The sequence below is a fragment of the Actinophytocola sp. genome, from assembly GCF_050699915.1.
GTDB lineage: Bacteria > Actinomycetota > Actinomycetes > Mycobacteriales > Pseudonocardiaceae > Actinophytocola.
This window is the reverse complement of sequence record NZ_JBOHGA010000091.1, coordinates 1-23,794: the sequence shown is the minus strand read 5'-3', so window position 1 is coordinate 23,794 and position 23,794 is coordinate 1. Positions and strand designations below refer to the sequence as shown.

Genomic DNA, 23,794 nt, shown 5'->3' with positions numbered 1-23,794 from the left:
AGGTGACCCGGGAGTTCGGCGAGCTGGTCGCGGCCGCCGCGCGCCCGATCGACGACGTGCGCGGCAGCGCGGCCTACCGGCGCCACGCGCTCGCCGTGCTGGCGGGCCGGACGCTGCGCTGGACCTGGCAGGACCGGGAGAGGTGGACGTGATGCGGGTGAACGTGGAGGTCAACGGCGAGGCGATGACCGCCGACGATGTGTGGCCCGGGGAGAGCCTGCTGTACGTGCTGCGCGAGCGGCTCGGCCTGCCCGGCTCGAAGAACGCCTGCGAGCAGGGCGAGTGCGGCTCCTGCACGGTGTACCTCGACGGCACCCCGGTGTGCGCGTGCCTCGTCGCGGCCGGCCAGGTCGAGGGCCGCTCGGTGCGCACGGTCGAGGGGCTGGCCGAGGGCGACGAGCTGGACCCGGTGCAGGAGGCGTTCGTCCGGACAGGGGCCGTGCAGTGCGGGTTCTGCACGCCCGGGCTGATCGTCGCCGCGCACGACCTGGTGCGCCGCAAGCCGGACGCGAGCGACGCGGAGATCCGCGAGGCGCTCGCCGGGAACCTGTGCCGCTGCACCGGGTACGAGAAGATCCTGGACGCGGTGCGGCTCGCCGCGAGTCAGGTGGGGGAGCGGGCATGAGGATCGTCATCGACGGCGCCGCGATCGCCACCGTGGACGCGGCCGGCACCGAGCACGCCACCGGCCACGTCGTGGTGGCCGACGGCCGGATCGAGGCGGTCGGCGCCGGCCCCGCGCCGGACGGCCCGGCGGACCGGCGGATCGACGCGACCGGCTGCCTGGTCACCCCCGGCCTCGTCAACACCCACCACCACCTCTACCAGTGGGCCACCCGCGGGTTCGCCCAGCAGGCGACGCTCTTCGAATGGCTCACCGAGCTGTACCCGGTGTGGGTCGGCATCGACGACAAGATCACCCACGCGGCCGCGGCCGCCGGGCTGGTGCGCCTCGCGAAGACCGGCTGCACGACCGCGGCCGACCACCACTACGTCTTCCCGCGCGGCGCCGGTGACCTGATCGCCCCGATCGTCGAGGCGGCCGGCCAGGTCGGCCTGCGGCTGCACGCGGTGCGCGGCTCGATGGACCGCGGCGAGTCGAACGGCGGGCTGCCGCCCGACTCCGTCGTGGAGAACCGGGACGAGGCGCTCGTCGCCACCGCCGAGGCGATCGACCGCTACCACGACCCGGCGCCCGAGGCGTTCGTGCGCGTCGCGGTCGGCCCGTGCTCGCCGTTCACCGTGTCGACCGAGCTGATGTCGCAGGCCGCGGACCTGGCGCGGGACAAGGGAGTCCGGCTGCACACCCACCTCGCCGAGACCGTGGACGAGGAGCAGCAGTGCCTCGCCGAGCTCGGTTGCACGCCGATGGAGTACGCCGACCGGACCGGCTGGCTCGGCGAGGACGTGTGGCTGGCGCACGGGATCCACTTCTCCGACGGCGCGGTCGCGCGGCTCGGCGCCACCGGCACGGGCGTGGCGCACTGCCCGACGTCCAACGCCCGGCTGGGTGCCGGTTTCGCGCGGGTCGCGGACCTGGTCGCCGCGGGCGCGCCGGTGGGTCTCGGGGTGGACGGTGCCGCGTCCAATGAGGACGGTGGGCTCGGCGTCGAGCTGCGAACGGCCACCTACCTGGCGCGGCTGCGCGGCGGGCCGGCCGCGTTGTCCGCCCGCGACTCGCTTCGGCTGGCCACGATGGGCGGCGCGCGCTGCCTCGGCCGCCAGGACGAGCTGGGCTCCCTCGAGCCGGGCAAGCTCGCCGACCTCGCGGTGTGGCGGCTGGACGGCGTCGAGCACGCCGGCATCGACGACCCGGTGGCCGCGCTGGTGCTTGGCTCGTTGCCCCCGCTCGCGCTGCTGCTCGCGGGCGGCCGGCCGGTGGTCGAGGACGGCGCCTGTCGCACGGTGTCCGAAGTGGACGTCGCGACCGCGCTGCGGGCGGCGAGCCTGGCACTGCTGGAGAAGCGATGACGAACACCGAGACGAACACCGAGACGCTCACCGCCACCGTCGCCGGCGCGGTCGGCGACAGCCCGCCGCGCCCGGACGGCACGCTCAAGGTGAAGGGCGAGTTCGCCTACTCCTCGGACATGTGGTCCGACGACATGCTCTGGGGCGCCACGTTGCGCAGTCCCCACCCGCACGCCCGCATCCGCGGCATCGACATCGGCCCGGCGCTCGCGACGCCGGGCGTCTTCGCCGTGCTCACGCACGAGGACGTCACCGGCGAGAACATCTACGGCCTAGAGCACGCCGACCAGCCGGTGCTCGCCGAGAACGTCGTTCGCTACCAAGGGGAGTCGGTCGCGATCGTGGCCGCCGACCACCCGGAGACCGCGCGGCGGGCGGCCGCGCGGGTACGGGTCGACTACGAGGTGCTCGCGCCGGTCACCGACGCCGAGGCGGCCATGCGGGCGGACGCGCCGGTGCTGCACCCGACGCACGAGGGCGGCAACGTCGTGCGGCACGTGCGGATCCGGCACGGCGACCCCGCGCCCGCCGCGGACGTGGTGGTCCGCGGTGAGTACACGGTCGGCATGCAGGACCAGGCGTTCCTGGGGCCGGAGTCGGGCATGGCGGTGCCCGCCGAGGACGGCGGGGTCGACCTGTTCGTCGCCACCCAGTGGCTGCACGCCGACCAGCGGCAGGTGGCCCGGGCGCTCGGGCTGCCCGCGGACAAGGTGCGGCTGCACCTCGCCGGCGTCGGCGGCGCGTTCGGCGCGCGGGAGGACCTGTCGATGCAGGTGCACGCCTGCCTGCTGGCGCTGCGCACGGGCAAGCCGATCAAGATCGTCTACGGCCGCGAGGAGTCCTTCTTCGGGCACGTGCACCGGCATCCGGCGGTGCTGCGCTACGAGCACGGCGCCACCCGCGCCGGTGACCTCGTCTACGTGCGGGCCGAGATGATCCTCGACGGCGGCGCGTACGCGTCGACCACCGCGGCGGTCGCGGGCAACGCGGCCACGCTCGGCGCTGGCCCCTACGACGTGCCGAACGTGCACATCGACTGCTACGGCGTCTACACCAACAACCCGCCGTGCGGCGCGATGCGCGGCTTCGGCGCGGTACAGGCCTGCTTCGCCTACGAGTCCCAGTTGGACAAGCTCGCCGAGGCGCTGGGCATGCACCCGGTCGACGTCCGGATCCGCAACGCGGTGCGGGAGGGCTCGGTCATGCCGACCGGCCAGGTCGTGGACTCGGCCGCGCCGGTCGCCGAGCTGCTCACGTTGGTGCGGGACAAGCCGATGCCGGCCGAGCCGGTCGCGCCGCGGGACCTGCGCGAGCTGCCCGGCGGCGTGTCCAACACGACCCACGGCGAGGGCGTGGTGCGCGGTGTCGGGTACGGCGTGGGCGTCAAGAACGTCGGCTTCTCCGAAGGCTTCGACGACTACTCCACCGCCCGCGTGCGCCTCGAGGTGATCGGCGGCGAGCCGGTGGTGGCGGTGCACACCGCGGCGGCGGAGGTCGGCCAGGGACTGGTCACGCTGCAGGCGCAGATCGCCCGCACCGAGCTCGGCGTGCAGCGGGTGGTGATCCAGCCGGCGGACACCGACGTCGGCAGCGCGGGGTCGAGCTCGGCGTCGCGGCAGAGCTACGTGACGGGCGGCGCGGTGAAGGCCGCGTGCGAGGCGGTGCGCGAGGCCGTGCTGGCGCTCGCGGCCACCCGGCTGGGCATCGCGGCGGTCGGGCTCGCCGGCGGCAAGGTCGTGTCCGGCGACCAGGAGGTGGTCGCCGACCTCGTCGAGGTGCTCGGCGGCAAGTCCGTCGAGCGGACCGTGGAGTGGCGGCACCGGCCGACCATGCCGGTGGATCCGTTGACGGGGCAGGGTTTCGCGCACGTGCAGTACGCGTTCGCCGCGCACCGGGCGGTTGTCGACGTGGACGTCGAGCTCGGCCTCGTGCGGGTGGTGGAGCTGGCGTGCGCGCAGGATGTCGGCCGCGCGATCAACCCGGACGCGGTGGTCGGCCAGATCCAGGGCGGCTCCGCGCAGGGCCTCGGCCTCGCGGTGATGGAGGAGATCCAGGTCGTCGACGGCGTGGTGCGCAACCCGTCGTTCACCGACTACCTGATCCCCACGGTGCTGGACATGCCGCCGATGCCGATCGACGTGCTGGAGCGCGCGGACCCGCATGCCCCGTACGGACTGCGTGGCGTCGGCGAGCCGCCGACCCTGTCCTCGACGCCGGCGATCGTCGCCGCGATCCGCGCGGCTACCGGGATCGCGCTTGCCCGCGTGCCCGTGCGGCCGGAGCACATCGTCGGCGCATAGCTTGTTGACGCGGCAATAGTTCACCCGTTTGGCCGAGCGTCCAGCACCTAGGGTGGTTGCGACAACGGCAATCGGTGCCCGGTTGGGCGCAGAGTGGTCTCCAACGTCGCTGGTAGCGTCTGCCAGCGGCGTCACCGGAGAAGGACGACTCGAGGACTTGGCCAATGGATGGCTCCGGTGGATCGATCTGAGCTGGTCAGCGAGTGGGCGGGAGCGCTGGCTCAGGTCATCTACATAGCACGGTCCCGAGACGAGATCGAGCGCGAGCTGGCGAACGCGCTCGACGGTCTCGTGGATGCCTGGCGCGCGAAGCCGTTCAGCGCGGAACCGGGCGCGCGGATCGCGCAACGGTTGGTGGAACTGGGTTTGTCGAACCCCGAGTGTCTCGAGTCCTCGGTCAACGAACTGGGTAGGGGCATGCCTCGGCTACGCGAACGCGCCGCGATCGGCGATTCGGCTGACCGGCTCGTGCAGCTGTTCAGCGCGATGGCGCGCGGTTTCGGCGAGGGCATGCGGCGGCGGCTGTTCGACCAGCAGGAGGACCTGACGCGGGCGCTGATCCGCGCGCGGGAGAACGCGGAGCGCGCGCTGGAGGACAGCGAGGCGCGGTTCGAGGAGATCTTCTCGTCGTCCTCGGTGGGCATGGCGATCAGCACCCTGGACGGCGCGCTGGTGCGCTTCAACCGGGCGCTGGCCGACATCCTGGACCACCGCCGCGGACGGCTGGCCGCCGAGCGGCTGGAGGAGCTGTTCCACCCGGAGGACGCGGAGTACCTGCGGCTGCGCTATCAGGTGCTGCTGGAGGAGGACTCGCTGCCCTTCCGCGAGCGGCGCCGGCTGCTGCGTGCGGACGGTGAGGAGGCGCTGGTCTTCCTGTCCGCGTCGGTGCTGCGCGACCCCGACGGCACGCCCCGTTACTACGTGACGTCCGCGGAGGACGTGTCGGACAAGCACTTCCTCGAAGGACAGCTGCAGTTCCAGGCGATCCACGACGCGCTCACCGGCCTGGTGAACCGGCACCGGTTCCTCGGCCTGCTCGAGGAGTCGCTGAACGGCAAGGAGCGGGTCGACGGGGTGACCGTCTTCCATCTGGACCTGGACGGCTTCCGGGCGATCAACAACGGGATGGGCCGGCAGGCCGGCGACCGGCTGCTGCAGTCGGTCGCGACCAAGCTGCGGCAGGTGTTCGACGGCGAGACCGCCACCATCGCCCGGTTCGACGGCGACGAGTTCGGCGTGCTGCTGGTGAACACGCTTGGCACGCCGAGCATCGGCAGCATCGCCGCGCACATCAACGACGAGCTCGCCGAGCCGATCTACCTCGGCGACGAGGGCATCGCCGCGACCGCGACCATCGCCGTCGTGCACCGTCCGCACTCGGACACCTCGCCGGAGGACCTGCTGCGGGCCACCGACACCACGCTGCAGCGGCTCAAGTCGACCGGCCGGCGGCAGTGGGGGATGGTCGACCTGGACGCGAACGAGCGGGACCAAACCCGGTTCCAGCTCGCTGGGTCGCTGCCCGGCGCGTGGGAGAGCGGCGAGATCCGGATCGAGTACCAGCCGCTCGTGTCGGTGCGGGACAAGAGCATCGTCGCGGTGCAGGCGCTGCTGTGCTGGGACCACGCCGTGCAGGGCACGCTCGACCACGGGCGCTGCCTGACCGTGCTCGCCGACACCGGGCTGTCGCTGCCGATCGGGAAGTGGCTGCTCAGCCGGGCGTGCACGCAGCTGCGCACGTGGACCGACCGGTTCAACGGTGAGCTGCCGAAGCTCTACCTGGAGCTCTCGCCCGAGCTCGCCGGCGACCCGGACCTGGTGGCGACCGTGCGCACGGCGCTGGCCGACGCCGCGCTCGACCCGGGACAGCTGCAGTTCGGCATGCCGGTGTCGGCGCTGCGCGTGACCGACGGGCTGGCCGAGGAGAACATGGACGTGCTGGTGGACCTCGGCATCGCGGTGGTGCTGTACGAGTTCGGCACCACCCGCGGGGACCTCGCGTGCCTGGAGGACCTGCCGGTCCGCGCGGTGAAGATGTCGCCCGTCGCGGTCTCGCGGGTGGACCGCATGGGCGAGGACGCGCTGTTCACCCGCTCCGTGCGCCAGCTCGTCCCGCTGGTCCGCGATGCCGGCATCCCGGTCATGGTGGGCGACATCGCGAGCGAGGCCCAGTACGAGTGGTGGCGCGCGGTCGGCGCGGAAATCGTCCAGGGCGACTTCACCGGTACCGCCGGTTCGCCCCAGGACGCGGAGCACCTGTTCGTCGCTTGAAGAGCACGCGACCGAGGCGGCCGTGCGGGATGCTCGGGGCATGGAGTACTTGAGTAGCCGCCTGATCATCCGGCCGCGGGAGCCGGAGCGCTCGCTCGTGTTCTACCGGGACGTGTTGGGTCTCGCGGTGTTCCGGGAGTTCCCCGGCGGCACGGTGTTCTTCACCGGCAACGGGCTGCTGGAGGTGTCCGGACAGGGTGCCGACGGCCCGGGATCCGATGTGGTGTTGTGGCTGCAGGTTCGCGATATCGCGGCCACGGCGAGTGAGTTGGCGCGACGGAACGTGCCTATTGTGCGCGAGGCGCGAGAAGAACCGTGGGGTCTGCTCGAAATGTGGATCGCCGACCCGGACGGGTTACGGATCGTGTTCGTGGAAATACCCTCGGAACACCCGATCCGAAAGGACCGCCGAAATTAGGCGGCGGCCGTGGCCGGGGGGATCGCCGCTTCGCCGGCGGCGGTCAGCTGCGCCGGCACGACATCGCCGACCACACCGCGTGCGGCGGGTTCTATCAACCCGGCGTGCGCGAGCATGTGCGCTGTGTACTGGTCACAGCAGGGAACGTTGTCGATGAAGAGGTCGGGCTCGCTGCTGCAGCTGATCTGCGCGCGTCCGGCCACAACCGCGCGGAGCATCGAGATGGCTCGGTGGTTGAGTTCGTCGGTGGTCGTTTCCGCGGTTCGGGCGGTGGACATGTCGTCGATTCCTCGTGTGCCTGTTTCGGATCCCTTTGCGAGTATGTTCTAACACTCGCCACTGACATTTGTTGGATGAACACTGACCCCGTGTGGTTTCATCGAAATTCTTAACGGAGTGTTACCAATAACGAGTACCAGGGGTAGCCGGAGATACGCGAAACCCCCGGATGCACCAGCGAGATCGGCCGATCGGTGCATCGCGTTCCTCCTCAGCGATCGAGCTTGGCGCGCAGCCAGGTCGGCCAGCCGCGCGGCCGGCGCGCGAGCGAGCCCAGCAGCCGCACACCGTCGAAGTGGGCCGTGCGGGAGACGATCAGCCCGTCCCGAAGCTCGATCTTGTCCACGGTCACCCACTCGACGAGCCGGCGGCCGAACGTGCCGCGCAGGCGCAGCTCGACGAACACCGTGTCGTCGTCCACCGGCGCCCACGAGACCAGCTCGGCCCGCAGGTCGGGGAACGTCGACAGCAGCTCGTCCAGCATGTTCGCCACCGCCGCGTGTCCGCGCACGGTCGCGGTCAGCGGCTGGACGAACGTCACGTCCGGGTGCGTGAGCGCGACGATCCCGTCGACGGTCGGCTCGGCCCACGCCTCGGCGAAGCGGCGCACGAAGGCCGCCGTGTCGGTCTGGAACATGGCGGCAACGCTAACGGAGCCGGCGGTGGTCATCGGCCGGGGGACCGGGACACGGTGAACTCGCCGGGGCCGCCCGCCGCCACCACGGTCAGCCCCTCCCGCTCGTGGACCGTCACGCGAGGATCCGTGCAGGTCACCGGGCCGCGGACGGCCACGAACGCCCCCTGCGTGAGCGCCCGGAACGTGACCGCGCCTGCCGCGACCGCCACCGGCTCCGCCGTCGCGTGGGCCACCGCCAGCCCGCCCAGCGACAGGTCCAGCGGCAGCATCAGCGCCCGCCGGCCCGGCAGCCGCAGCGTCGCGCCGCCCAGCAGCGGCCAGCCGCGCTCGACGATGGTCAGCTCCTGGTCGTAGCCGGACAGGTTCAGCGCGTGCAGGATCCGCCCGCCGGCCCCGTCGGTGCTGGTCAGCAGCACCACGCCGGGGATGGCCGCGGTGTGGGTCAGTCCAGGCTTGGTGCCCAGCGCGGCGAACGCGGCCCGCCACAGGTCGAGGTCGCACTCGTAGTCGGTGCTGAACACGACCGCGCGGCCAGTGCCTTCGTGACCGCCGACGGGGATGTCGAACCCGCACCCGTGCCCGGTGGACAGCTCGCGCAGCACGACCTCGCCCGTGGCCGGCTCGTACAGCTCGGCGAAGCCGGTACGGGTCTCCGGCCGGGGCGCTGCCCAGCCGTGCGCGGTCACCGAGGTGAAGAACTCCGGCGTGCCGCGCAGCGACCCCAGCGGGCTCAGGCCGAGCGCGTCGCGCAGCACCGTGCACGGCTCGCCGGTCATGTCCCGCTCCGGTACCCGCCCGGCGAGCAGCAGCCGGCCGCCGGCGCGCAGGTACTCGACCAGCGTCGCCTGGACGCCGGCCGGCAGGTGCGTGGTGCCGGCCAGCGCCAGCACCGGCACGGACCGGGTGTCCGGTACCCCGGCCTGCAGGTTCACCGCTCCGAACCGGAACCCGCCGAGCAGCATGGCCCGCGCCAGGATGCCGCGCGGACCGGTGCCGCGGGAGCCCACCACGTCGTCGAGCACCTCGCCGACCGACTCGGAGCCGGGGTAGTGGTACTCGGTCAGGTAGTGGTCGGGCACGAAGCCGATCGCCACCTTGTCGTGCTCCTCGGTCATCTCGGCGAGCTGCGGCGCGAGCGCCCCGGCCGCCTTCAGCACCCGCGCCGTCGGCGCGTACACCGGGCTGAGCCGGCCCTCGGGGTCGATCGGCGCGGCGAACCCGTGCCGCTCGCCGGTGAACGCGATCCGGTCGTTGCCGTCCCCGACCGGCTCGTCCAGCGGCGGGTTGACCCCGCCGGCGAACAGGTAGTAGTTGAGCAGCTTGTTGCCCTGCGCCAGGCACATCCGCGTCTTCAGGTCCACCGCGGACGGGTCGAACTGGCGGGACAGGTCGCAGCCGTAGTCGCCCGTGCCCGCCTCGAACTCCATCGAGGTCAGCGGCTGGTCGGCGTCGTGCACCGCCTCGCAGTACGCGTTGACCAGGTACAGGCCCGCGGCGTTGGTGACGGTCAGCTCGCCCAGGTAGAGGTCCGTGCCGGACAGCATCCCGGGCACGCCGGAGTAGCTGTCCATCAGCTGGCTGATGCCGATCGGGAACGTCTCCGTCATGCCGCCGTCGGTGCCGTGGATGTTGACCACGAACGGCACGCCGCAGATGCCGAACTCCTCCGCGTAGGCCCGCAGCTCGGTGAGGTAGCGGGCGAACCGGCCGCGCATGAACGTGCCGAGGTCGCGCATGAGCCGCGCCGCGTGCTCCTCCTTGACCGAGCGCGACACCGGCCCGGGGTAGTGCCCGGCGAGGCCCTTCTCGCCCAGCCAGCCGTTGAAGTCGGCGAGCAGGTGGTCGGTGAGGTCTGGGGTGTTGCTGACCCACGCGAGCATGCCGACCTCGTTGTCCAGCTGCACCGCGACCACCGGGCCGCCGTTGCCGCTCAGCCTGGCCGCGATCACCGGGATGACCTCCCGGTACCACCCGCGTGCCGCGGCGAGGAACGCCGGCGCGAGGTAGTCGACCGTCCGCGTCGTCGCGGGGGCTCCGTCCCAGCCGGTCGGCACGATCTCCGGGTGCTCGGTGTAGACCCGGTAGGGCAGGCCCTCGTTCTTCAGCTCGGCCATCACGAACGGGCCCGGCCGGGCGATCACGTGGAACCCGTTGGCGTGGCACAGGTCCAGGAAGCCGCCCAGGTCCCGTTCCGGCCGGGTGCGACCGTCCACATCGACCGTCCCGTCCGGAAGCTCGTGTCACAGCCACGGGATGTAGGTCGCGATCGTGTTCAGCCCGGCTCGTTTCGCCTTCTCCAGCCGGTCCTGCCACTCGTCGCGGCGCAGCCGGAAGTAGTGGATCTCGCCGCAGAGCAGCAGCTCCGCGCGGCCGTCGACCACGATTCGCTTCCGCTCGTACCGCACGGTGTCGGCCATCTACGCGACTCCTCCGCTCGCCCCGGATCTGCTGCCCGCCAGTTGCCAGTGGACGCTGGTGAGGGTTAGTCTCCCACAAAATGGAAGCGCATACAGGATGCGCTTACATTTCTCGATGGGACGGCCGACGCGGGCCGGACCCAGGCGAGCGGGAGGTGCGGAGTGGCACGGCGAGCACTATTCGAAGCAGGCCGACGGACCGAGCGCGGCGTTGGTGTGGGGCGTTGCCAACGGAGGTCGGCCGGACCTTTGAACAGTGCTCGCAGCTGGCGCTATCTGGCGGTGACGATCGCGGCAGCCGTGGGGCTGACCACGGCGTGCTCGGCGGGCGGAGCGGAACCCGAAGGGCTGACCGCCGACGGCCTGGTCCCCTTCCTCAACCTCGGCGGCTACGCGCCCGGCACCTCGCCGCAGCGCAACTTCAACCCGTTCTCGCCGAACAAGGCCGTCATCGGGTACACGTTCGAGACGCTGTACCAGGTGGACCAGAACGGGTGCACCGAGAACCCGTGGCTCGCCACCGACTACCAGTGGGAGGGCACCCAGAAGCTCACCTTCACCCTGCGCGACGGCGTGAAGTGGCACGACGGCAAGCCGCTCACCGCCGACGACGTGGCGTTCACCTACGAGATGATCAAGCGGAACCCGGCGCTGGACCTGAAGGGCATCGGCCCGGTGCTGGACTCGGTCACCGCGCAGGGCAACCAGGTCGTCATGCAGTTCACCAGCCCGGCCGTGCTGCTGTTCTCCAAGATCGCGATGATCGAGATCGTGCCCAAGCACGTCTGGGAGAAGGAGAAGGACCCGGTCGCCTTCACCAACGCCGAGGCCGTGGGCACCGGGCCGTTCAAGGTGAAGACGTTCAACAGCCGGCAGATGGTCCTCGAGCGCGATCCGGACTACTGGCAGGCGGACAAGGTCAAGGTCAAGGAGCTGCGGTTCAGCAAGACCCAGCAGGGCCAGACCGACCAGCTGCGCCTCGAGCGCGGTGAGTACGACATGAACGCGATGTTCGTGCCGAACATCGACCAGGGCTACGTCGCCAAGGATCCGGAGCACAACAAGTACTGGTTCGCGCCCGGCGGCGTGATCAGCCTGTACATGAACCTGACCAAGGCGCCGTTCGACGACGTCGAGTTCCGCCGTGCGCTGACCGGTGCGATCGACCGGCAGGAGATCGCGGACAAGGCGCAGTTCGGCTACGTCGAGACCGCGAGCCAGTCCAGCCTGATCCTGCCCAACCAGGAGAAGTGGCTCGACCCGGACATCCCGGACGCGGGCCGGATCGACTTCGACGCGGACAAGGCGAAGCAGGCGCTGGACGACGCCGGGTACGCCGAGCGCGACGGCAAGCGGTTCGGCAAGGACGGCAAGCCGCTCGCCCTGGAGCTGAAGGTGCCCTCCGGATGGAGCGACTGGATCTCCGCGGCCCAGATCGTGAAGCGCAACCTGGAGGAGCTCGGCATCGGCGTCGACGTCGCGAGCCCGCAGGAGACCGTCTACAACGCCGACCGCGAGACCGGCCGGTTCGACATGCTCTTCGGCGTCTACAACACCGACTGCAACATCCACAAGAACTTCGCCGACCCGCTGTCGTCGGTGCAGTCGGCCGACATCGGCGAGAAGGCCGTCTCGAACTTCACCCGCTGGCGCGACCCGGCGACCGACGACCTGCTCGACGAGCTCGCCGCGGCCGGCGACGAGAAGTCCCAGCAGGAGGCCGCGTACGGGCTGCAGCGGATCATGATGGACGAGGTGCCCAACATCCCGCTGTGGTACGGCGCGAAGTGGTTCCAGTACCGGACCGCACGGGTGACGGGCTGGCCGGACGAGAAGAACCCGTACGCCTCGGTCTCGGACGTGCTGCTGATGATCACGCGCGTGCGTCCCGCGGGACAGTGAGGTACTTCCTGCGGCGGACCGCGTTCTTCGTCGTCACCCTGTGGGGCGCGGTCACGCTGAACTTCCTGATCCCGCGGCTGCAGCCGGGGGACCCGGCCGAGTCGATCGTCTCGCAGCTGTCCGGCCAGGGCGCGGCGGTCGACCCGGACCAGATCCGCGCGGTGCGGCTGATGCTGGGCCTGAAGGACGAGTCGGTGCTCCAGCAGTACTGGGACTATCTGGGCCAGCTCGTGCGGGGCGACTTCGGCGTGAGCTACACGTACTTCCCGTACTCGGTGACGCACATGATCGGCGAGGCGCTGCCGTGGACGCTGGTGCTAGTGGGTGTCACGCAGATCCTCGGCTTCCTGATCGGCACGGTGCTGGGTGCGTTCGCGGCGTGGCGGCGCAACTCGCGGTTCGACTCGGTGGTGACGCTTGGCTCCCAGTTCATCGGCTCGCTGCCGTTCTTCTGGATCGCGTTGCTGCTGCTGTACTTCCTGGCGTTCGTGGCGAACTGGTTCCCGAACGCGGGCGGCTTCTCCACCGGCGTCGAGCCGGGGTGGTCGTGGGAGTTCGTCGGGGACGCCGCCTACCACGGCATCCTGCCCGCACTGTCCATTCTGATCACCGCGCCGGCCGGGTGGATCATCGGGATGCGCAACAACATGGTGCAGTCGCTCGGCGAGGACTACACGCGGCTCGCGCGGGCCAAGGGGCTGCGGGTGCGCCGGATCGCGCTGATGTACGGCGCGCGGGTGGCGATCCTGCCCAACATCACCGGACTCGCCCTCGCTCTCGGCGCGATCCTCGGCGGCACCGTGCTGGTGGAGACGATCTTCGACTACCCGGGGCTGGGTCGGCTGATGATCGAGGCGGTCACCTCGCGCGACTACCCGCTGATGCAGGCACTGTTCCTGTTCATCACCACGGGTGTGCTGATCGCGAACCTGCTGGCCGACTTCCTGCTCGGCGTGCTCGATCCGCGGGTGCGGAAGGAGGCGAGTGTCCGATGACCATTACGACGCCTGCCGTGCAGCCGATGCCGGTCGACGAGCCGATCCTCGTCCGTCGCGGTCGCGTGCCGCAGTGGGTGCGGATCCTGTGGGCCAACGGGAAGAGCCGGGTCGGCCTGGGGCTGCTCGCGGTCTTCGTGCTCGTCGCCGCGTTCGCCCCGCTGGTCGCGCCGCACGACCCGGAGTCGACCGAGTTCGCGGCGGGCCTGCCGACCAGCGGCGAGCACTGGATGGGCACGACCACCCAGGGCCAGGACGTGTTCTCCCAGCTCGTCTTCGGCGCCCGGACTTCGCTGCTGGTCGGCTTCGTGGCGGGCACGTTCTCGACGATCATCGCCCTGCTGATCGGGCTGACCGCCGGCTACCTGCGTGGCTGGGTCGACGAGTTCCTCTCCGGGCTGACCAACCTCGCGCTGGTGATCCCCGTGCTGCCGCTGATGATCACGCTCGCCGCGTACTCGCCGGTGCGGGGCGTCTGGCTGATCATCTTCGTGATCAGCGTGACCGGCTGGGCGTTCGGCGCGAAGATCAAGCGCGCGCAGGTTATCACGTTGCGCACCAGGGACTACGTCACCGCCGCGAAGCTCGCCGGCGACGGCACGATGCGAATCGTCTTCCGGGAGATCATGCCGAACATGACCTCGCTCGTCGTGGTCGGCTTCATGGGTGCGGCCACCGCCGCGGTCGGCGCCGAGGCGGGGCTGGAGTTCCTCGGGCTCGGCGACCCGGCCACGGTCAGCTGGGGCACGATGCTCTACTGGGCCGACAACGGCGGCGCGCTGCTCACCGGCCAGTGGCCGTGGCTGATCGCGCCGGGGCTCGCGCTCACCATGCTCGTCACCGCGATGACACTGATCAACTTCGGCGTCGACGCGCTGAGCAACCCGGCCCTGCGGGAGGAGTGAGCGAGCTTGCGAGCGAACCATTCAACACCGGGCGACCGCGAGCGGCGACACCGAGCCCGCGAGGGGTCGTCGGGAGTCGTGTCCCTTTTGGACGTCACGGATCTCTCGGTCACCTACGACACCAAGCGCCAACCGCCGACGCACGCGGTGCGCGGCGTGAGCTTCTCGATCGGGGCGGGCGAGTGCGTCGGCCTGCTCGGCGAGTCCGGCTGCGGCAAGTCCACCCTGGGCAACGCGTTGCTGCGGCTGCTGGACCCGCCGGCGCGGATCACCGGCGGCACGGTCGTCTTCGACGACACCGACATCACCACGCTCGGCGAGGCGGGGCTGCGACCGCTGCGGTGGCGCCGGATGTCGACGGTGTTCCAGTCCTCGATGAACTCGCTGAACCCGGTCCTCACGGTCGAGACCCAGTTCCGGGACGTGTTCACCACGCACACCGACCTGTCGCCGGCCGAGATCCGCCGGCGCAGCGCGGAGCTGCTGGAGATGGTCCTGATCGACCCGTCGTTCCTGCGGTTCTACCCGCACGAGCTCTCCGGCGGGATGAAGCAGCGGGTGGCGCTGGCCCTCGCGCTCGCGCTGGACCCGCGGCTCGTCGTGCTGGACGAGCCGACGACCGGGCTGGACGTCGTCGTGCAGCGGTCCATCTTGGACAGCGTGCGGTCGCTGCAGCGCGAGAAGGGCTTCGCGGTGCTGCTGATCAGCCACGACCTGGGCACCGTGCTGGAGGTCGCGGACCGGGTGCTGGTGATGTACGCCGGCGAGCTGGTGGAGGAACAGCGCTCGGCGGACATGCTGCGCACGCCGCGGCATCCGTACACGCGCGGGCTGCTGGGCAGCTACGCCGACCCGCGCGACGAGCAGGTGGACGTCACGTTCATCCCGGGCCGGCCGCCGGACCTGTCGAAGACGCACGAGGGTTGCCTGTTCGTGGACCGCTGCCCCGAGGCGATCGAGCGCTGTTCGGTCGAGGCGCCGGTGCTGGTCCCGGTCGGCCCGGCACAGGTCGCGTGCCACGTCGCGGCCGGGTCGCCGGAGTCCCGGGTGGACCTGGACAGCCGGTTCAGCCGCCACGAGCGGTCGGCCGAGGAGTCGGAGACCGTGCTGGCCGTGGAGAACGTGAGCAAGACGTACGCGACCCGGCGGCACGGGCACGTCGCCGCGGTGGCCGACGTGTCGTTCTCGTTGCGGCGCGGGCGAGTCACGGCGCTGGTGGGGCAGAGTGGCAGCGGCAAGTCGACGATCGCGAAGCTGATCACGGGCATCGAGCGGCCGGACTCCGGCTCGGTGCGCTTCGGCGACACGGCCGTGCACGGGTTGCGCGGGCGGGCGCTGCGGGGCTACCGCAAGCACGTGCAGCTGGTTTTCCAGGACCCGTTCTCGGCGCTGAACCCGGTGAAGACGGTGGGGCAGACACTGTCCCGGCCGCTGCGCAACCACCTGGGACTGTCCACGGCGGACGCCCGCGCGCGGGCGGCGTCGCTGCTGTCGACGGTCGGCCTGCCGGTGGGGTTCCTGGACCGGTACCCGCACCAGATGTCGGGCGGGCAGCGCCAGCGGGTGGTCGTGGCGCGGGCCCTGGCGCCGGAGCCGTCGGTGCTGGTGGCCGACGAGCCGATCTCGATGCTGGACGTGTCCATCCGGGCGGAGATCGTCGAGCTGCTCGACGAGCTGGTGTACACCCGGGACCTGGCGATGCTCTACATCACCCACGACCTGCTGTCGGCCCGGCTGCTGGCCGACGAGGTGCTGGTGCTCAAGGACGGCTCGGTGGTCGAGCAGGGCCCGACGCTGTCGGTGATCCGCTCCTCGACCGCCGAGTACACGAAGCTGCTGCTCGACGCGCTGCCGAACCCATGGGAGCGCTCAGTGACGTCCTGAGTTACAACCGTCGCGCGCCTCACTCTTGTTCGGCGGAGGCGCGGGATGACGGTCTTCATCAGCTACGCACGAGCGAACCAGGCGGCGGCCGAGCAGCTGCGCGCCGACGTGGTGGGGGACCAGGTCCCGGAGGATGGCTGACTCAGCTTGTCCGGAAGACGGCGTAGGAGAACCGGTCCATGTGCAGCCTGCCGGCCTCGTGGCCCGCGTCCCGGCCCAGCACCAGCTCACCGGGTGTCGCGATGTCTGCGGTCCGCGGGGTGAACGACGGGTTCACCGCGATCGTGAACTCGCCGCGGCGGTAGACGAACGGGTAGCCCGGGTAGAGGATCTCCACGCCGCCCGTGGCGCCAAGGGACGGGTTCGCCTTGCGCAACGCGATCAGCTCGTGCACCAGGTTCAGCAGCGAGTCCGGGTCCGACCGCGAGTCGGCCACGTTCGGGCGCTCGGGGGACGGGTGGGGCGGCAGGTAGGTCACGTCCGGGTCGTTCGCGTCCCACTGCATCGGCGTGCGCGAGCCCGCCCGGTTGTAGCCGGCGCGGGGCGGGCCCAGCGTGGCGCCCTCCAGGTCCGGCAGCCCGGGCTGGTACTGCATGCCGATCTCGTCGCCGAAGTAGATCGCCGGCAGCGTCGGCCAGGTCAGCACGAACACGAACGCCGCCCGCGCCTGGTCCGCGGTGCGCCGGCCGGCGACGAGCCGGGGGAAGTCGTGGTTCGACGTCGGCAGGATGATGTGGCCGTCGGTGCCGATGACCGACGTCGCGGTGGCCCACTCGGCCAAGAACTCCGAGATCGAGCCCGCGCCGGACGCGTCGAAGTAGCACGGCCGCGGCGGGCGCCACGTGTCGTCGTAGACCGCGCCGTTGTGCCACAGCGAGCGGAACGCCTGGCTCGACCCGAAGTGCAGGAAGAAGTCCGCGTGGAAGCCCGCCGGCACCGACACGTGCGGCTGCGCCCACTCGCTCAGCAGCACCGCCTCCGGGTGCGCGGAGTCGATCCACGCGCGCATCTCGCGCCACAGCTTGGCCGTCTCCGCCTTGCCGGCGTCGTCCTTCACCAGCGACGAGGCCATGTCCACCCGGAAGCCCGAGATACCGAGGCGCAGCCAGTGGTCCATGATGTCGCGCAGCGCCTGGCGGTTCTCCCGCGGGCCGTCCGCGTCGACCGGCTGGCGCCACGGCTCGTCCGGGTCCATCCGCCCGTAGCCGAAGTTCAGCGCCGGCTGCACCGGGAAGAAGTTCGGCAGGTAGAACCCGGGCCGCGAGCCGGGCGAGGGCTGGAAGCCGCTCGCCTGGCGGTCCGACCAGACGTAGCGGTGGTCGTCCGGGTCGTTCATCGAGTGCTGGAACCACGGGTGCTGGTCGGACGTGTGCCCGGCGACCAGGTCCAGCAGCACTCGGATGCCGCGCCGGCCGGCGGCGTCGACCAGCTTCGTGAGGTCGTCACGCGTCCCGTAGCGCGAGTCGATCGCGAGGTAGTCAGCCACGTCGTAGCCGGCGTCGCGCATCGGCGAGGCGAAGCACGGGTTGAGCCACACCGTGTTGACGCCGAGCCAGGCCAGATAGTCCAGTTTGGACTCGACACCGTTCAGGTCGCCGATGCCGTCGCCGTTGCTGTCCGCGAAGCTCTGCGGGTAGATCTGGTACAGGACGGCATCCGTCAACCAGTCGGGCATGAACGCTCCTCGCTCGTCGGTCCGCGTCACCGCCGGGTCAGCCGCAGCGAGCGGATGCCCGGCATGGGTACCTCGACGGTGACCGACGCGGTGCCGTCCGCGCCGGCCGTCACGTCCGCAAGGTACTCGACCGGCAGCGTGTCCGCGTCGCGCAGCGAGTCCCACTGGTCGTCGGTCGGCCAGTCGCCACCGCCGAGGTGCTCCCAGGTCCGCTTGACGTTCGCGTGCTTCTCGTCCACCCGCGACGACACCACCGCGTAGCGGCCCGGCGTCAGTCCCGAGAGCTCCACCGCGACCGTCCGGTCGAGGATCGCCGCACCGTCGATTTTGGACTGGTCGAGCGTGCCGTTCCACACCAGCACGTCCACGGTCGCCGCCGTCTTCGTGGCGAGCGCCTCGACCATCGCCTCGGCACCGTCACCGGTCACCGACGCGGGGACGCGCCCGCCGGCGAGCGCGGAGAGCATGGCGAGCGCCCAGAACCGCGGCTTGCGCAGGTTTCCGACGGTGAGCAGGCCGAACCCGCCGTGCAGCAACCGCGGCGGCCAGCCCAGCTCCTCGAACTGGTCCGAGCACACCCAGTAGGCCAGGCAGTCGGTCGTGGCGAGCGCGCTCTTCATCCCGCGCAGCACGAACGGCGCGGCGAACACGCTGTCGTTGACCCGGTGGAAGTGCGTCGGCGTGACACCCCACTCGGTCCACAGGATCTCCGGCTCGGCCTTGCCGGTCGCCTTGGCGTACGAGCGGGTCAGCGGCCGCATGTCCAGCGGCGCGTTGCCGTAGGTGTGTGTGGACACGAAGTCGATCGGCACGTCGTTCGCCAGGCAGAACTCCAGCAGTCCGCCCACCCAGCCGGCCGCGGCCGAGGACGGCCCGCCGACCGGGATCCGCCCGTCGACGCTCTTCACCGCGCGTGCCGCGATCTCGTAGAGCCGGAAGTAGTCCTCGCGGGTGCCGTTCCAGAACACCTCGAGGTTGGCCTCGTTCCAGACCTCGAACTCCCAGGTGGCCACCTCGTCGGCGCCGTAGCGCTCGCGCAGGTGGACCGTCAGGTCGCGGACAAGGTCGCCCCAGCGGGACCAGTCCTTGGGCACGGACACGGTCGCCTTGTACTCGAAGACCGTGTAGTCCGGGTCCTCGCACAGCGCGGCCGGCATGAACGACAGCTCGACCACCGGCTTCAGCCCGGTCTCCAGGAACCGGTCGTACACCTCGTCCAGGCCGGTGAAGTCGAACGAGCCGTCCTCGCGCACGGAGACCGTCTCGGGCAGGAACGTGCCGTGCGCGCGCACGGCCCGCACGCCGACCTCGTCGCGCATGATCCGCAGCGCCTCGGCGTACTCGGCGGCCACGTCGGAGCCGCCGGGACCGGGCTGGTCCCAGATCAGCAGCGAGTAGTGCTCGGCGCCGATCATCCGGCGCCACACGTCCGGTAGCGGGGCCGGCGCCGCGGTCGTGTCCACGGACACGACCACCCGCGCCGGCGCCGGTCCCGCTGGCTGAGGTGCGGCCGATGCGGTAGCCGACAGCGCGCCCGCGCCGTCCTGGCTCCACGTGGCCACCCGGTAGTAGTAGGTCGCGCCCGGCTCGACGAGTGTGTCGGCGTAGGGCGGATGGGGCACCGCGAGCACGTCGCCGCCGAGGTGGTCGAGCGGCTCGAACAGGCCCTCCGGTGAGCCGGCCCGGTGCACCAGGTAGCCGAGCGCGCCCTCGACCGGTGGCCAGTCCAACCGCACCAGCCCGGTGCCGGCCTCGGCGACGAGCCCGTCGGGCGGCGGCAGCTCGCCGGTCCCGGTGAGGCGCTCGTCGCTCGGCTGCCCGATGCGCTGCTCCCAGTCCTCGCGCGCGCTGGTCTCGGTCACCGCGTGGCCCCCTAGCCTGTCGTCTGAAAGCGCTTCCTGTAAGCGCATACACTAGGTGGCCGAGAGAGCCCTCGCAAGGGACTTAGGTCCAGACCTGGCCGACCAAGGCAGCCGGCTGGAGCAGCCGGCTAGGGGCAGCCGCAGCTGTGCCGGCGCGTCTGGGAGACCGGCAGCAGCACCGAGCGCGGCTCGCGGTCCGGGTCGCGCAGCCGCTCGACCAGCAGGTCCACCGCGGTCTCGCCGAGTCGGCGCATCGGCTGGCTGACCGTGGTCAGGCTCGGCCGCACGACCCGGCCCAGCGGGATGCCGTCGAACCCGACCACCGCCACGTCCTGCGGTACGCGGATGCCGCGCCGCTCCATCGTCTGCAGCGCGCCGACGGCCATCTGGTCGTTCGCGCACACCAGAGCCTGCGGCACCGCCCCGGCGGCGTCGAGCAGCCGCTGCGCCGCGGCCCGGCCGTCGGCCTGGGTGAAGTTGCCGCGGATGTCCGGCTCGCCGGGCACCGGTAGACCGGAGTCGGCGAGCGCGCGCTGGAAGCCGGCGAACCGGGCCGTCGCGTCCGGGGAGTCCTCGCCGCCGCTGATGTACGCGAGCCGGGTCAGCCCGTGGTCGGCGATCAGGTGCCGGGTCAGCTCGTACTCGCCGTCGTCGTTCGCGACCTGCAGGTGGTCGAGGTGGTCGATCTCCCGCGGGCCGGCGATCATCACGATCGGCAGCCGGCGGGAGATGATCTCCAGGTCCTCGGTCGGCACCGTGCGGGCCAGCACCGCGAACCCGTCCACCCGGCCGGCCACCTTGGCCACCAGACTCTCCGGGCCGCCGGCGAGCGAGGCCGCGATCAGCAGCGCGTAGCCGTGCCGACGGGCGGCGCGCTCCATGCCGCGGGTGATCTCGTCGGCGTAGAGCATGTGCTCGGGATCGTCGGCGGCGTCGTCGGAGCTGTCTTCGGGGTTGTCGACCTCCGGGTCGGCGTAGTCGGGGAAGCACAGCCCGAGCACCCCGGTCGTGCGGCTGGCCAGCCCGCGCGCGTTGCCGCTCGGCACGTACCCGAGCTCGCGCGCCACCGCGAGCACGCGCTCCCGGGTCGTCGCGCGCACCGTGTCCGGGTTGCGGTAGACGCGGGACACGGTAGCGATGGACACCTGCGCGCGTTCGGCGACGTCGTACACCGTGGGGGCACTCACCCAGAAACCGTCCCTCATGTAAGCGCATTCAAAACGTCAACGCTACCCGGCGTGTCGGGCAGCGGCAACGAGTTAACTCGCAGTACCGGCTCTGGTCCAGCTTCGCCACAACTCCGCATAGCGGCCGCCGGCCCGCGCGAGCTCGTCGTGCGACCCGGTCTCGACGACCCGGCCGCCGTCGAGCACGAGCACCCGGTCGGCGAGCTCGGCCTGGGTCAGCCGGTGCGCGACGATCAGCGTGGTGCGACCCGCGGTCGCGGCGCGCGCGGAACGCTCCAGCAGGCGGGCGCCCGCGCTGCCGGCCTCCGCGGTGGCCTCGTCGAGGATCGCGACCGTCGGGTCGGCCAGCACGAGCCGGGCGAGCGCCACCTGCTGGGCCTGGGCCGCGGTCAGCCGGTGCGCGCTCTCGCCGACCACGGTGTCCAGCCCGGCGGGCAGCGCGCGGACCCAGGCCAGGGCGCCGACCAGGCCCAGCGCGTCGGCCACCTCGGTGACGGACGCGTCCGGCCGGGCGAGCCGCAGGTCGGCCACCAGCGGCCCGGAGAACACGTGCACCTCCTGGCTCAACATCGCGACGTGCCGGCGGTCGAACGCGCCGACCGGCACCCCGCCGAGCCGGACCGTGCCGCCCGCCGGCTCCAGCAGCCCGGCCGCGATGCCGGCGAGCGTCGACTTTCCGGCCCCGGTCGCGCCGACCACCGCGAGCCGCTCGCCCGGCTCGATGCGCACCGACACGTCGGACAGCACCAGCGGACCGTCGTCGTAGCGGTGGCAGACGTGGCGCAGCTCCAGCGACGCGTCGGCCGGCTCGGTGAACCGCGCCGGCGGTGGCGGCCGGTCCAGCGAGGCGACGCCGACGAGCCGGGCGAGGCTCGCGCCGGCCGCCTGGATCTCGTCGAACTCGATGATCACCGCGCCGATCGGGTTGAACAGCCGGTGGAAGTACAGCGCCGCGGCGGTGGTCGCGCCGACCGTGACGAGGTCCGCCCGGACGAGCAGGAAGCCGGTCACGAGGATCGCCGAGAGCCCGACGAGCTCGGCCCGGTTCATCCGCCCGACGAGCCGGGTGAACAGCCGGAACACGCCGATCGACAGGTCCATCGCGGCCCGCGAGCGCTCGTTGATCTCGGCGGTGTGCACGGCCTCGAGGCGGTAGGCGCGCAGCGTGGCGCCGCTCTGCAGCGAGCTCACCATCGCCTGCGCGCGCTCGCCGATCGCCACCCGCTCGTTGGCGTAGAACGGCCCGGAGCGGGGCAGGTACCAGCGCACCGCGAGCACGTACATCGGCGCGGCGGCCAGGCCCGCGAGCCCGAGCCGCCAGTCGAGGGCGAACATGCCGGCGCCGGTCAGCCCGATCGTGAGCAGCGCCGAGGCGAGCACGGGTCCGGTCGTGACGAGCGCCTTGGTGACCACCGAGACGTCGTCGCCGACCCGGGAGAGCAGATCGCCCGCGCCGACCTTGTCGAGCGTGGCGGCCGGCAGGTGCAGGGTGCGGTCGAGGACGCGCTCGCGCAGCCGCGCGAGCACGGTCTCGCCGAGGCGGGCCAGCAGCGCGGCGGAGACCCCGGTCAGCACGCCGGTCGCGAGCGCCGCGACCGCGATGACCCCGGCCGCCCACAGCACGCCGGCCCGCGCGGCGCCCGAGGCGATGATGTCGTCGACCATGTTCCCGAGGACCCAGGGCGCGACGAGCCCGCCCGCACTGGCCCCGACGGCGGTGACAGCGGTGGCGAGCCCGAGCCAGGGCAGCCGCCGCACGTCGGCCCAGAGCATCGCCCAGGTCCGCCGCGGCGAGGCGACGGGCAACATCTGGTTGGCACTCACGACGCCCCCTCGCAGGCTCGGTGCCGCCGCTCGCGGTCGCCCTGTGTTTTCTGGTTCGCTCCGCAAGCTCCGCTCACGACGCCCCCTCGCAGGCTCGGTGCCGCCGCTCACGGTCGCCCTGTGTCTGAGGGTTCGCTCCGCAAGCTCCGCCCTGTGTTTTCTGGTTCGCTCCGCAGGCTCCGCTCACCGAAGCACCTCACTTCGGTATCGCTCGACCGAATCGGCCAGGTCCTCGTGCGTGCCCTCCGCGACGACGCGGCCGGCGTCGAGCACGAGGACCCGGTCGGTGATCGCGAGCAGCGCCGGGCTCGTCGTCACCAGCAGCGTGCCGGCGCCGGCACGCAGCGCCGCGATGCCCTGCGCGATCCGCTCCTCGGTGACCGCGTCCACCGCGGTCGTCGGGTCGTGCAGGACCAGTACCGGCGGGTCCGCGGCGAGGGCCCGCGCCAGGCCGATCCGCTGCCGCTGCCCACCGGAGAGCGTCGTGCCGCGGTCGGTGACCGGACGGCCGAGCCCGGCCGGATGCGCGGCCACGATGTCCTCGGCCGCCGCCGCCCGCACGGCCGCCTCGAGCCGGAGCTGTCCGTGGGCGGCGCCGGCGTTCAGGTTGTCGCGCAGCGTCCCCTCGAACAGCGCGACGTCGTGCTGCTCGACCAGCACCGTGCCGCGCAGCACCGGCAGCGCCAGCTCCGCGGCCGGCACGCCGCCGACGACCAGCGAACCCCGGTACTCGCCGGCCGGGACCGTGCCGGCCAGCAGCACGAGCAGCGCGTCGCAGTCGCGCTGGTCGTGACAGACCACGCCAACCGTCTCCGCCGGGCCGACCCGCAGCGTCAGGCGGTCGAGCGTCCGGTACGACACGTCCGACAGCGCCACGCCCGCGCCCGGCACGTCGGTGCGCGAGCCCGGCGCGAGCACCGGAGCCGCGGTCAGGATCCGCCCCAGCCGCTCGGCCGACGCCCGCGCCTGCGCGACGATCTGCCCGGCGATGCCCAGCAGCCGCACCGGTTCCGCGATGAACTGGGCGAGGCCGACCACGGTGATCAGCTCGCCGATCGAGATCCGCCCGTCCAGCGCGAACCAGCCGGCGAGCCCCGCGACCGCGGCCAGGAACAGCCCGCTCACCGCCGCGGTGAGGCCCTCGTACGCGCCGCCCGTGGTGGCCGCGCGCAGCGACGCGCGCAGCGCCGTGCGGCTCGACGCCCGGTAGGCGTCCGCCGCGCTCGCCCGCGCGCCGATCCCGCGCAGGGCCCGTACGCCGCGCACC

Annotated in this window: 17 protein-coding genes and 2 pseudogenes; 10 read left to right on the top strand and 9 right to left on the bottom strand. The window is 71.9% G+C overall.

Annotation, left to right across the window (positions count from 1 at the left end; genetic code table 11):
• The 6 genes and pseudogenes from ACRDSK_RS17815 to ACRDSK_RS17790 all read left to right on the top strand — a co-directional run.
• Positions 1-152 (top strand): annotated as a pseudogene (locus ACRDSK_RS17815) (FAD binding domain-containing protein); the annotation flags it as partial.
• On the top strand, positions 152-625 hold the full coding sequence (locus ACRDSK_RS17810) for a (2Fe-2S)-binding protein (RefSeq protein WP_431442173.1): 474 nt from the start codon (positions 152-154) through the stop codon (positions 623-625). The pseudogene ACRDSK_RS17815 and the gene ACRDSK_RS17810, both read left to right, overlap by 1 nt.
• Entirely contained in the window at positions 622-1,971 is a 1,350-nt protein-coding gene (locus ACRDSK_RS17805) for an 8-oxoguanine deaminase (protein WP_431442172.1), read from the top strand. The genes ACRDSK_RS17810 and ACRDSK_RS17805 overlap by 4 nt, the downstream gene beginning before the upstream one ends.
• Complete coding sequence (gene pucD, locus ACRDSK_RS17800; RefSeq protein ID WP_431442171.1) at positions 1,968-4,271, top strand: xanthine dehydrogenase subunit D; 2,304 nt, start codon at positions 1,968-1,970, stop codon at positions 4,269-4,271. Before ACRDSK_RS17805 ends, pucD begins: the two co-directional genes overlap by 4 nt.
• A gap of 177 nt (positions 4,272-4,448) precedes the next feature.
• Complete coding sequence (locus ACRDSK_RS17795; RefSeq protein WP_431442170.1) at positions 4,449-6,542, top strand: putative bifunctional diguanylate cyclase/phosphodiesterase; 2,094 nt, start codon at positions 4,449-4,451, stop codon at positions 6,540-6,542.
• Positions 6,543-6,582: 40 nt separating this feature from the next.
• Entirely contained in the window at positions 6,583-6,960 is a 378-nt protein-coding gene (locus ACRDSK_RS17790) for a VOC family protein (protein ID WP_431442169.1), read from the top strand.
• On the opposite strand, the gene ACRDSK_RS17785 is transcribed toward ACRDSK_RS17790, so the two are convergent.
• The 4 genes and pseudogenes from ACRDSK_RS17785 to ACRDSK_RS17770 all read right to left on the bottom strand — a co-directional run.
• Positions 6,957-7,238: a hypothetical protein gene (locus ACRDSK_RS17785; protein WP_431442168.1), complete on the bottom strand. Its 282-nt coding sequence runs from the start codon at positions 7,236-7,238 to the stop codon at positions 6,957-6,959. The two genes, ACRDSK_RS17790 and ACRDSK_RS17785, sit on opposite strands and share 4 nt — an antisense overlap.
• A 212-nt stretch (positions 7,239-7,450) precedes the next feature.
• Positions 7,451-7,876, bottom strand: a complete 426-nt coding sequence (locus tag ACRDSK_RS17780) for a nuclear transport factor 2 family protein (RefSeq protein WP_431442167.1) — start codon at positions 7,874-7,876, stop codon at positions 7,451-7,453.
• 29 nt (positions 7,877-7,905) lie between these two features.
• Positions 7,906-8,991: a hypothetical protein gene (locus ACRDSK_RS17775; protein WP_431442174.1), complete on the bottom strand. Its 1,086-nt coding sequence runs from the start codon at positions 8,989-8,991 to the stop codon at positions 7,906-7,908.
• A gap of 765 nt (positions 8,992-9,756) precedes the next feature.
• Positions 9,757-10,293: pseudogene (locus ACRDSK_RS17770) on the bottom strand (beta-galactosidase); the annotation flags it as partial.
• Positions 10,294-10,575: 282 nt separating this feature from the next.
• Here ACRDSK_RS17770 and ACRDSK_RS17765 point away from each other — a divergent pair.
• From ACRDSK_RS17765 to ACRDSK_RS17750, 4 genes are all read left to right on the top strand, one after another.
• A complete protein-coding gene (locus ACRDSK_RS17765; protein WP_431442166.1) occupies positions 10,576-12,195 on the top strand; it encodes an ABC transporter substrate-binding protein in 1,620 nt (539 codons plus the stop codon).
• Positions 12,192-13,190: an ABC transporter permease gene (locus tag ACRDSK_RS17760; protein WP_431442165.1), complete on the top strand. Its 999-nt coding sequence runs from the start codon at positions 12,192-12,194 to the stop codon at positions 13,188-13,190. Before ACRDSK_RS17765 ends, ACRDSK_RS17760 begins: the two co-directional genes overlap by 4 nt.
• Positions 13,187-14,095: an ABC transporter permease gene (locus ACRDSK_RS17755; RefSeq protein ID WP_431442164.1), complete on the top strand. Its 909-nt coding sequence runs from the start codon at positions 13,187-13,189 to the stop codon at positions 14,093-14,095. The genes ACRDSK_RS17760 and ACRDSK_RS17755 overlap by 4 nt, the downstream gene beginning before the upstream one ends.
• Positions 14,096-14,173: 78 nt before the next feature.
• Complete coding sequence (locus ACRDSK_RS17750; RefSeq protein ID WP_431442163.1) at positions 14,174-15,979, top strand: ABC transporter ATP-binding protein; 1,806 nt, start codon at positions 14,174-14,176, stop codon at positions 15,977-15,979.
• Positions 15,980-16,121: 142 nt separating this feature from the next.
• Here ACRDSK_RS17750 and ACRDSK_RS17745 read toward each other — a convergent pair whose 3' ends face one another.
• The 5 genes from ACRDSK_RS17745 to ACRDSK_RS17725 form a co-directional block, all read right to left on the bottom strand.
• The gene (locus ACRDSK_RS17745) at positions 16,122-17,654 is read right to left on the bottom strand and encodes an alpha-amylase family glycosyl hydrolase (protein WP_431442162.1); all 1,533 of its coding nucleotides are present in this window, start codon (positions 17,652-17,654) and stop codon (positions 16,122-16,124) included.
• 26 nt (positions 17,655-17,680) lie between these two features.
• Positions 17,681-19,516 (bottom strand): GH39 family glycosyl hydrolase, encoded by a 1,836-nt coding sequence (locus ACRDSK_RS17740; protein WP_431442161.1) that lies wholly within the window; start codon positions 19,514-19,516, stop codon positions 17,681-17,683.
• A gap of 128 nt (positions 19,517-19,644) precedes the next feature.
• Positions 19,645-20,703: a LacI family DNA-binding transcriptional regulator gene (locus tag ACRDSK_RS17735; protein ID WP_431442160.1), complete on the bottom strand. Its 1,059-nt coding sequence runs from the start codon at positions 20,701-20,703 to the stop codon at positions 19,645-19,647.
• A gap of 72 nt (positions 20,704-20,775) precedes the next feature.
• A complete protein-coding gene (locus ACRDSK_RS17730; protein WP_431442159.1) occupies positions 20,776-22,527 on the bottom strand; it encodes an ABC transporter ATP-binding protein in 1,752 nt (583 codons plus the stop codon).
• 183 nt (positions 22,528-22,710) lie between these two features.
• Positions 22,711-23,794, bottom strand: a 1,084-nt coding sequence (locus ACRDSK_RS17725) for an ATP-binding cassette domain-containing protein (RefSeq protein WP_431442158.1), incomplete at its 5' end; no start/stop codon positions are given.

Bases quoted from the DNA above. Each gene is read 5' to 3' on its own strand.
- ACRDSK_RS17810 (WP_431442173.1), top strand. From the start codon at position 152: ATGCGGGTGAACGTGGAGGTCAACGGCGAGGCGATGACCGCCGACGAT.
- ACRDSK_RS17805 (WP_431442172.1), top strand. From the start codon at position 622: ATGAGGATCGTCATCGACGGCGCCGCGATCGCCACCGTGGACGCGGCC.
- pucD (WP_431442171.1), top strand. From the start codon at position 1,968: ATGACGAACACCGAGACGAACACCGAGACGCTCACCGCCACCGTCGCC.
- ACRDSK_RS17790 (WP_431442169.1), top strand. From the start codon at position 6,583: ATGGAGTACTTGAGTAGCCGCCTGATCATCCGGCCGCGGGAGCCGGAG.
- ACRDSK_RS17785 (WP_431442168.1), bottom strand. From the start codon at position 7,238: ATGTCCACCGCCCGAACCGCGGAAACGACCACCGACGAACTCAACCAC.
- ACRDSK_RS17780 (WP_431442167.1), bottom strand. From the start codon at position 7,876: ATGTTCCAGACCGACACGGCGGCCTTCGTGCGCCGCTTCGCCGAGGCG.
- ACRDSK_RS17775 (WP_431442174.1), bottom strand. From the start codon at position 8,991: ATGACCGAGGAGCACGACAAGGTGGCGATCGGCTTCGTGCCCGACCAC.
- ACRDSK_RS17755 (WP_431442164.1), top strand. From the start codon at position 13,187: ATGACCATTACGACGCCTGCCGTGCAGCCGATGCCGGTCGACGAGCCG.
- ACRDSK_RS17745 (WP_431442162.1), bottom strand. From the start codon at position 17,654: ATGCCCGACTGGTTGACGGATGCCGTCCTGTACCAGATCTACCCGCAG.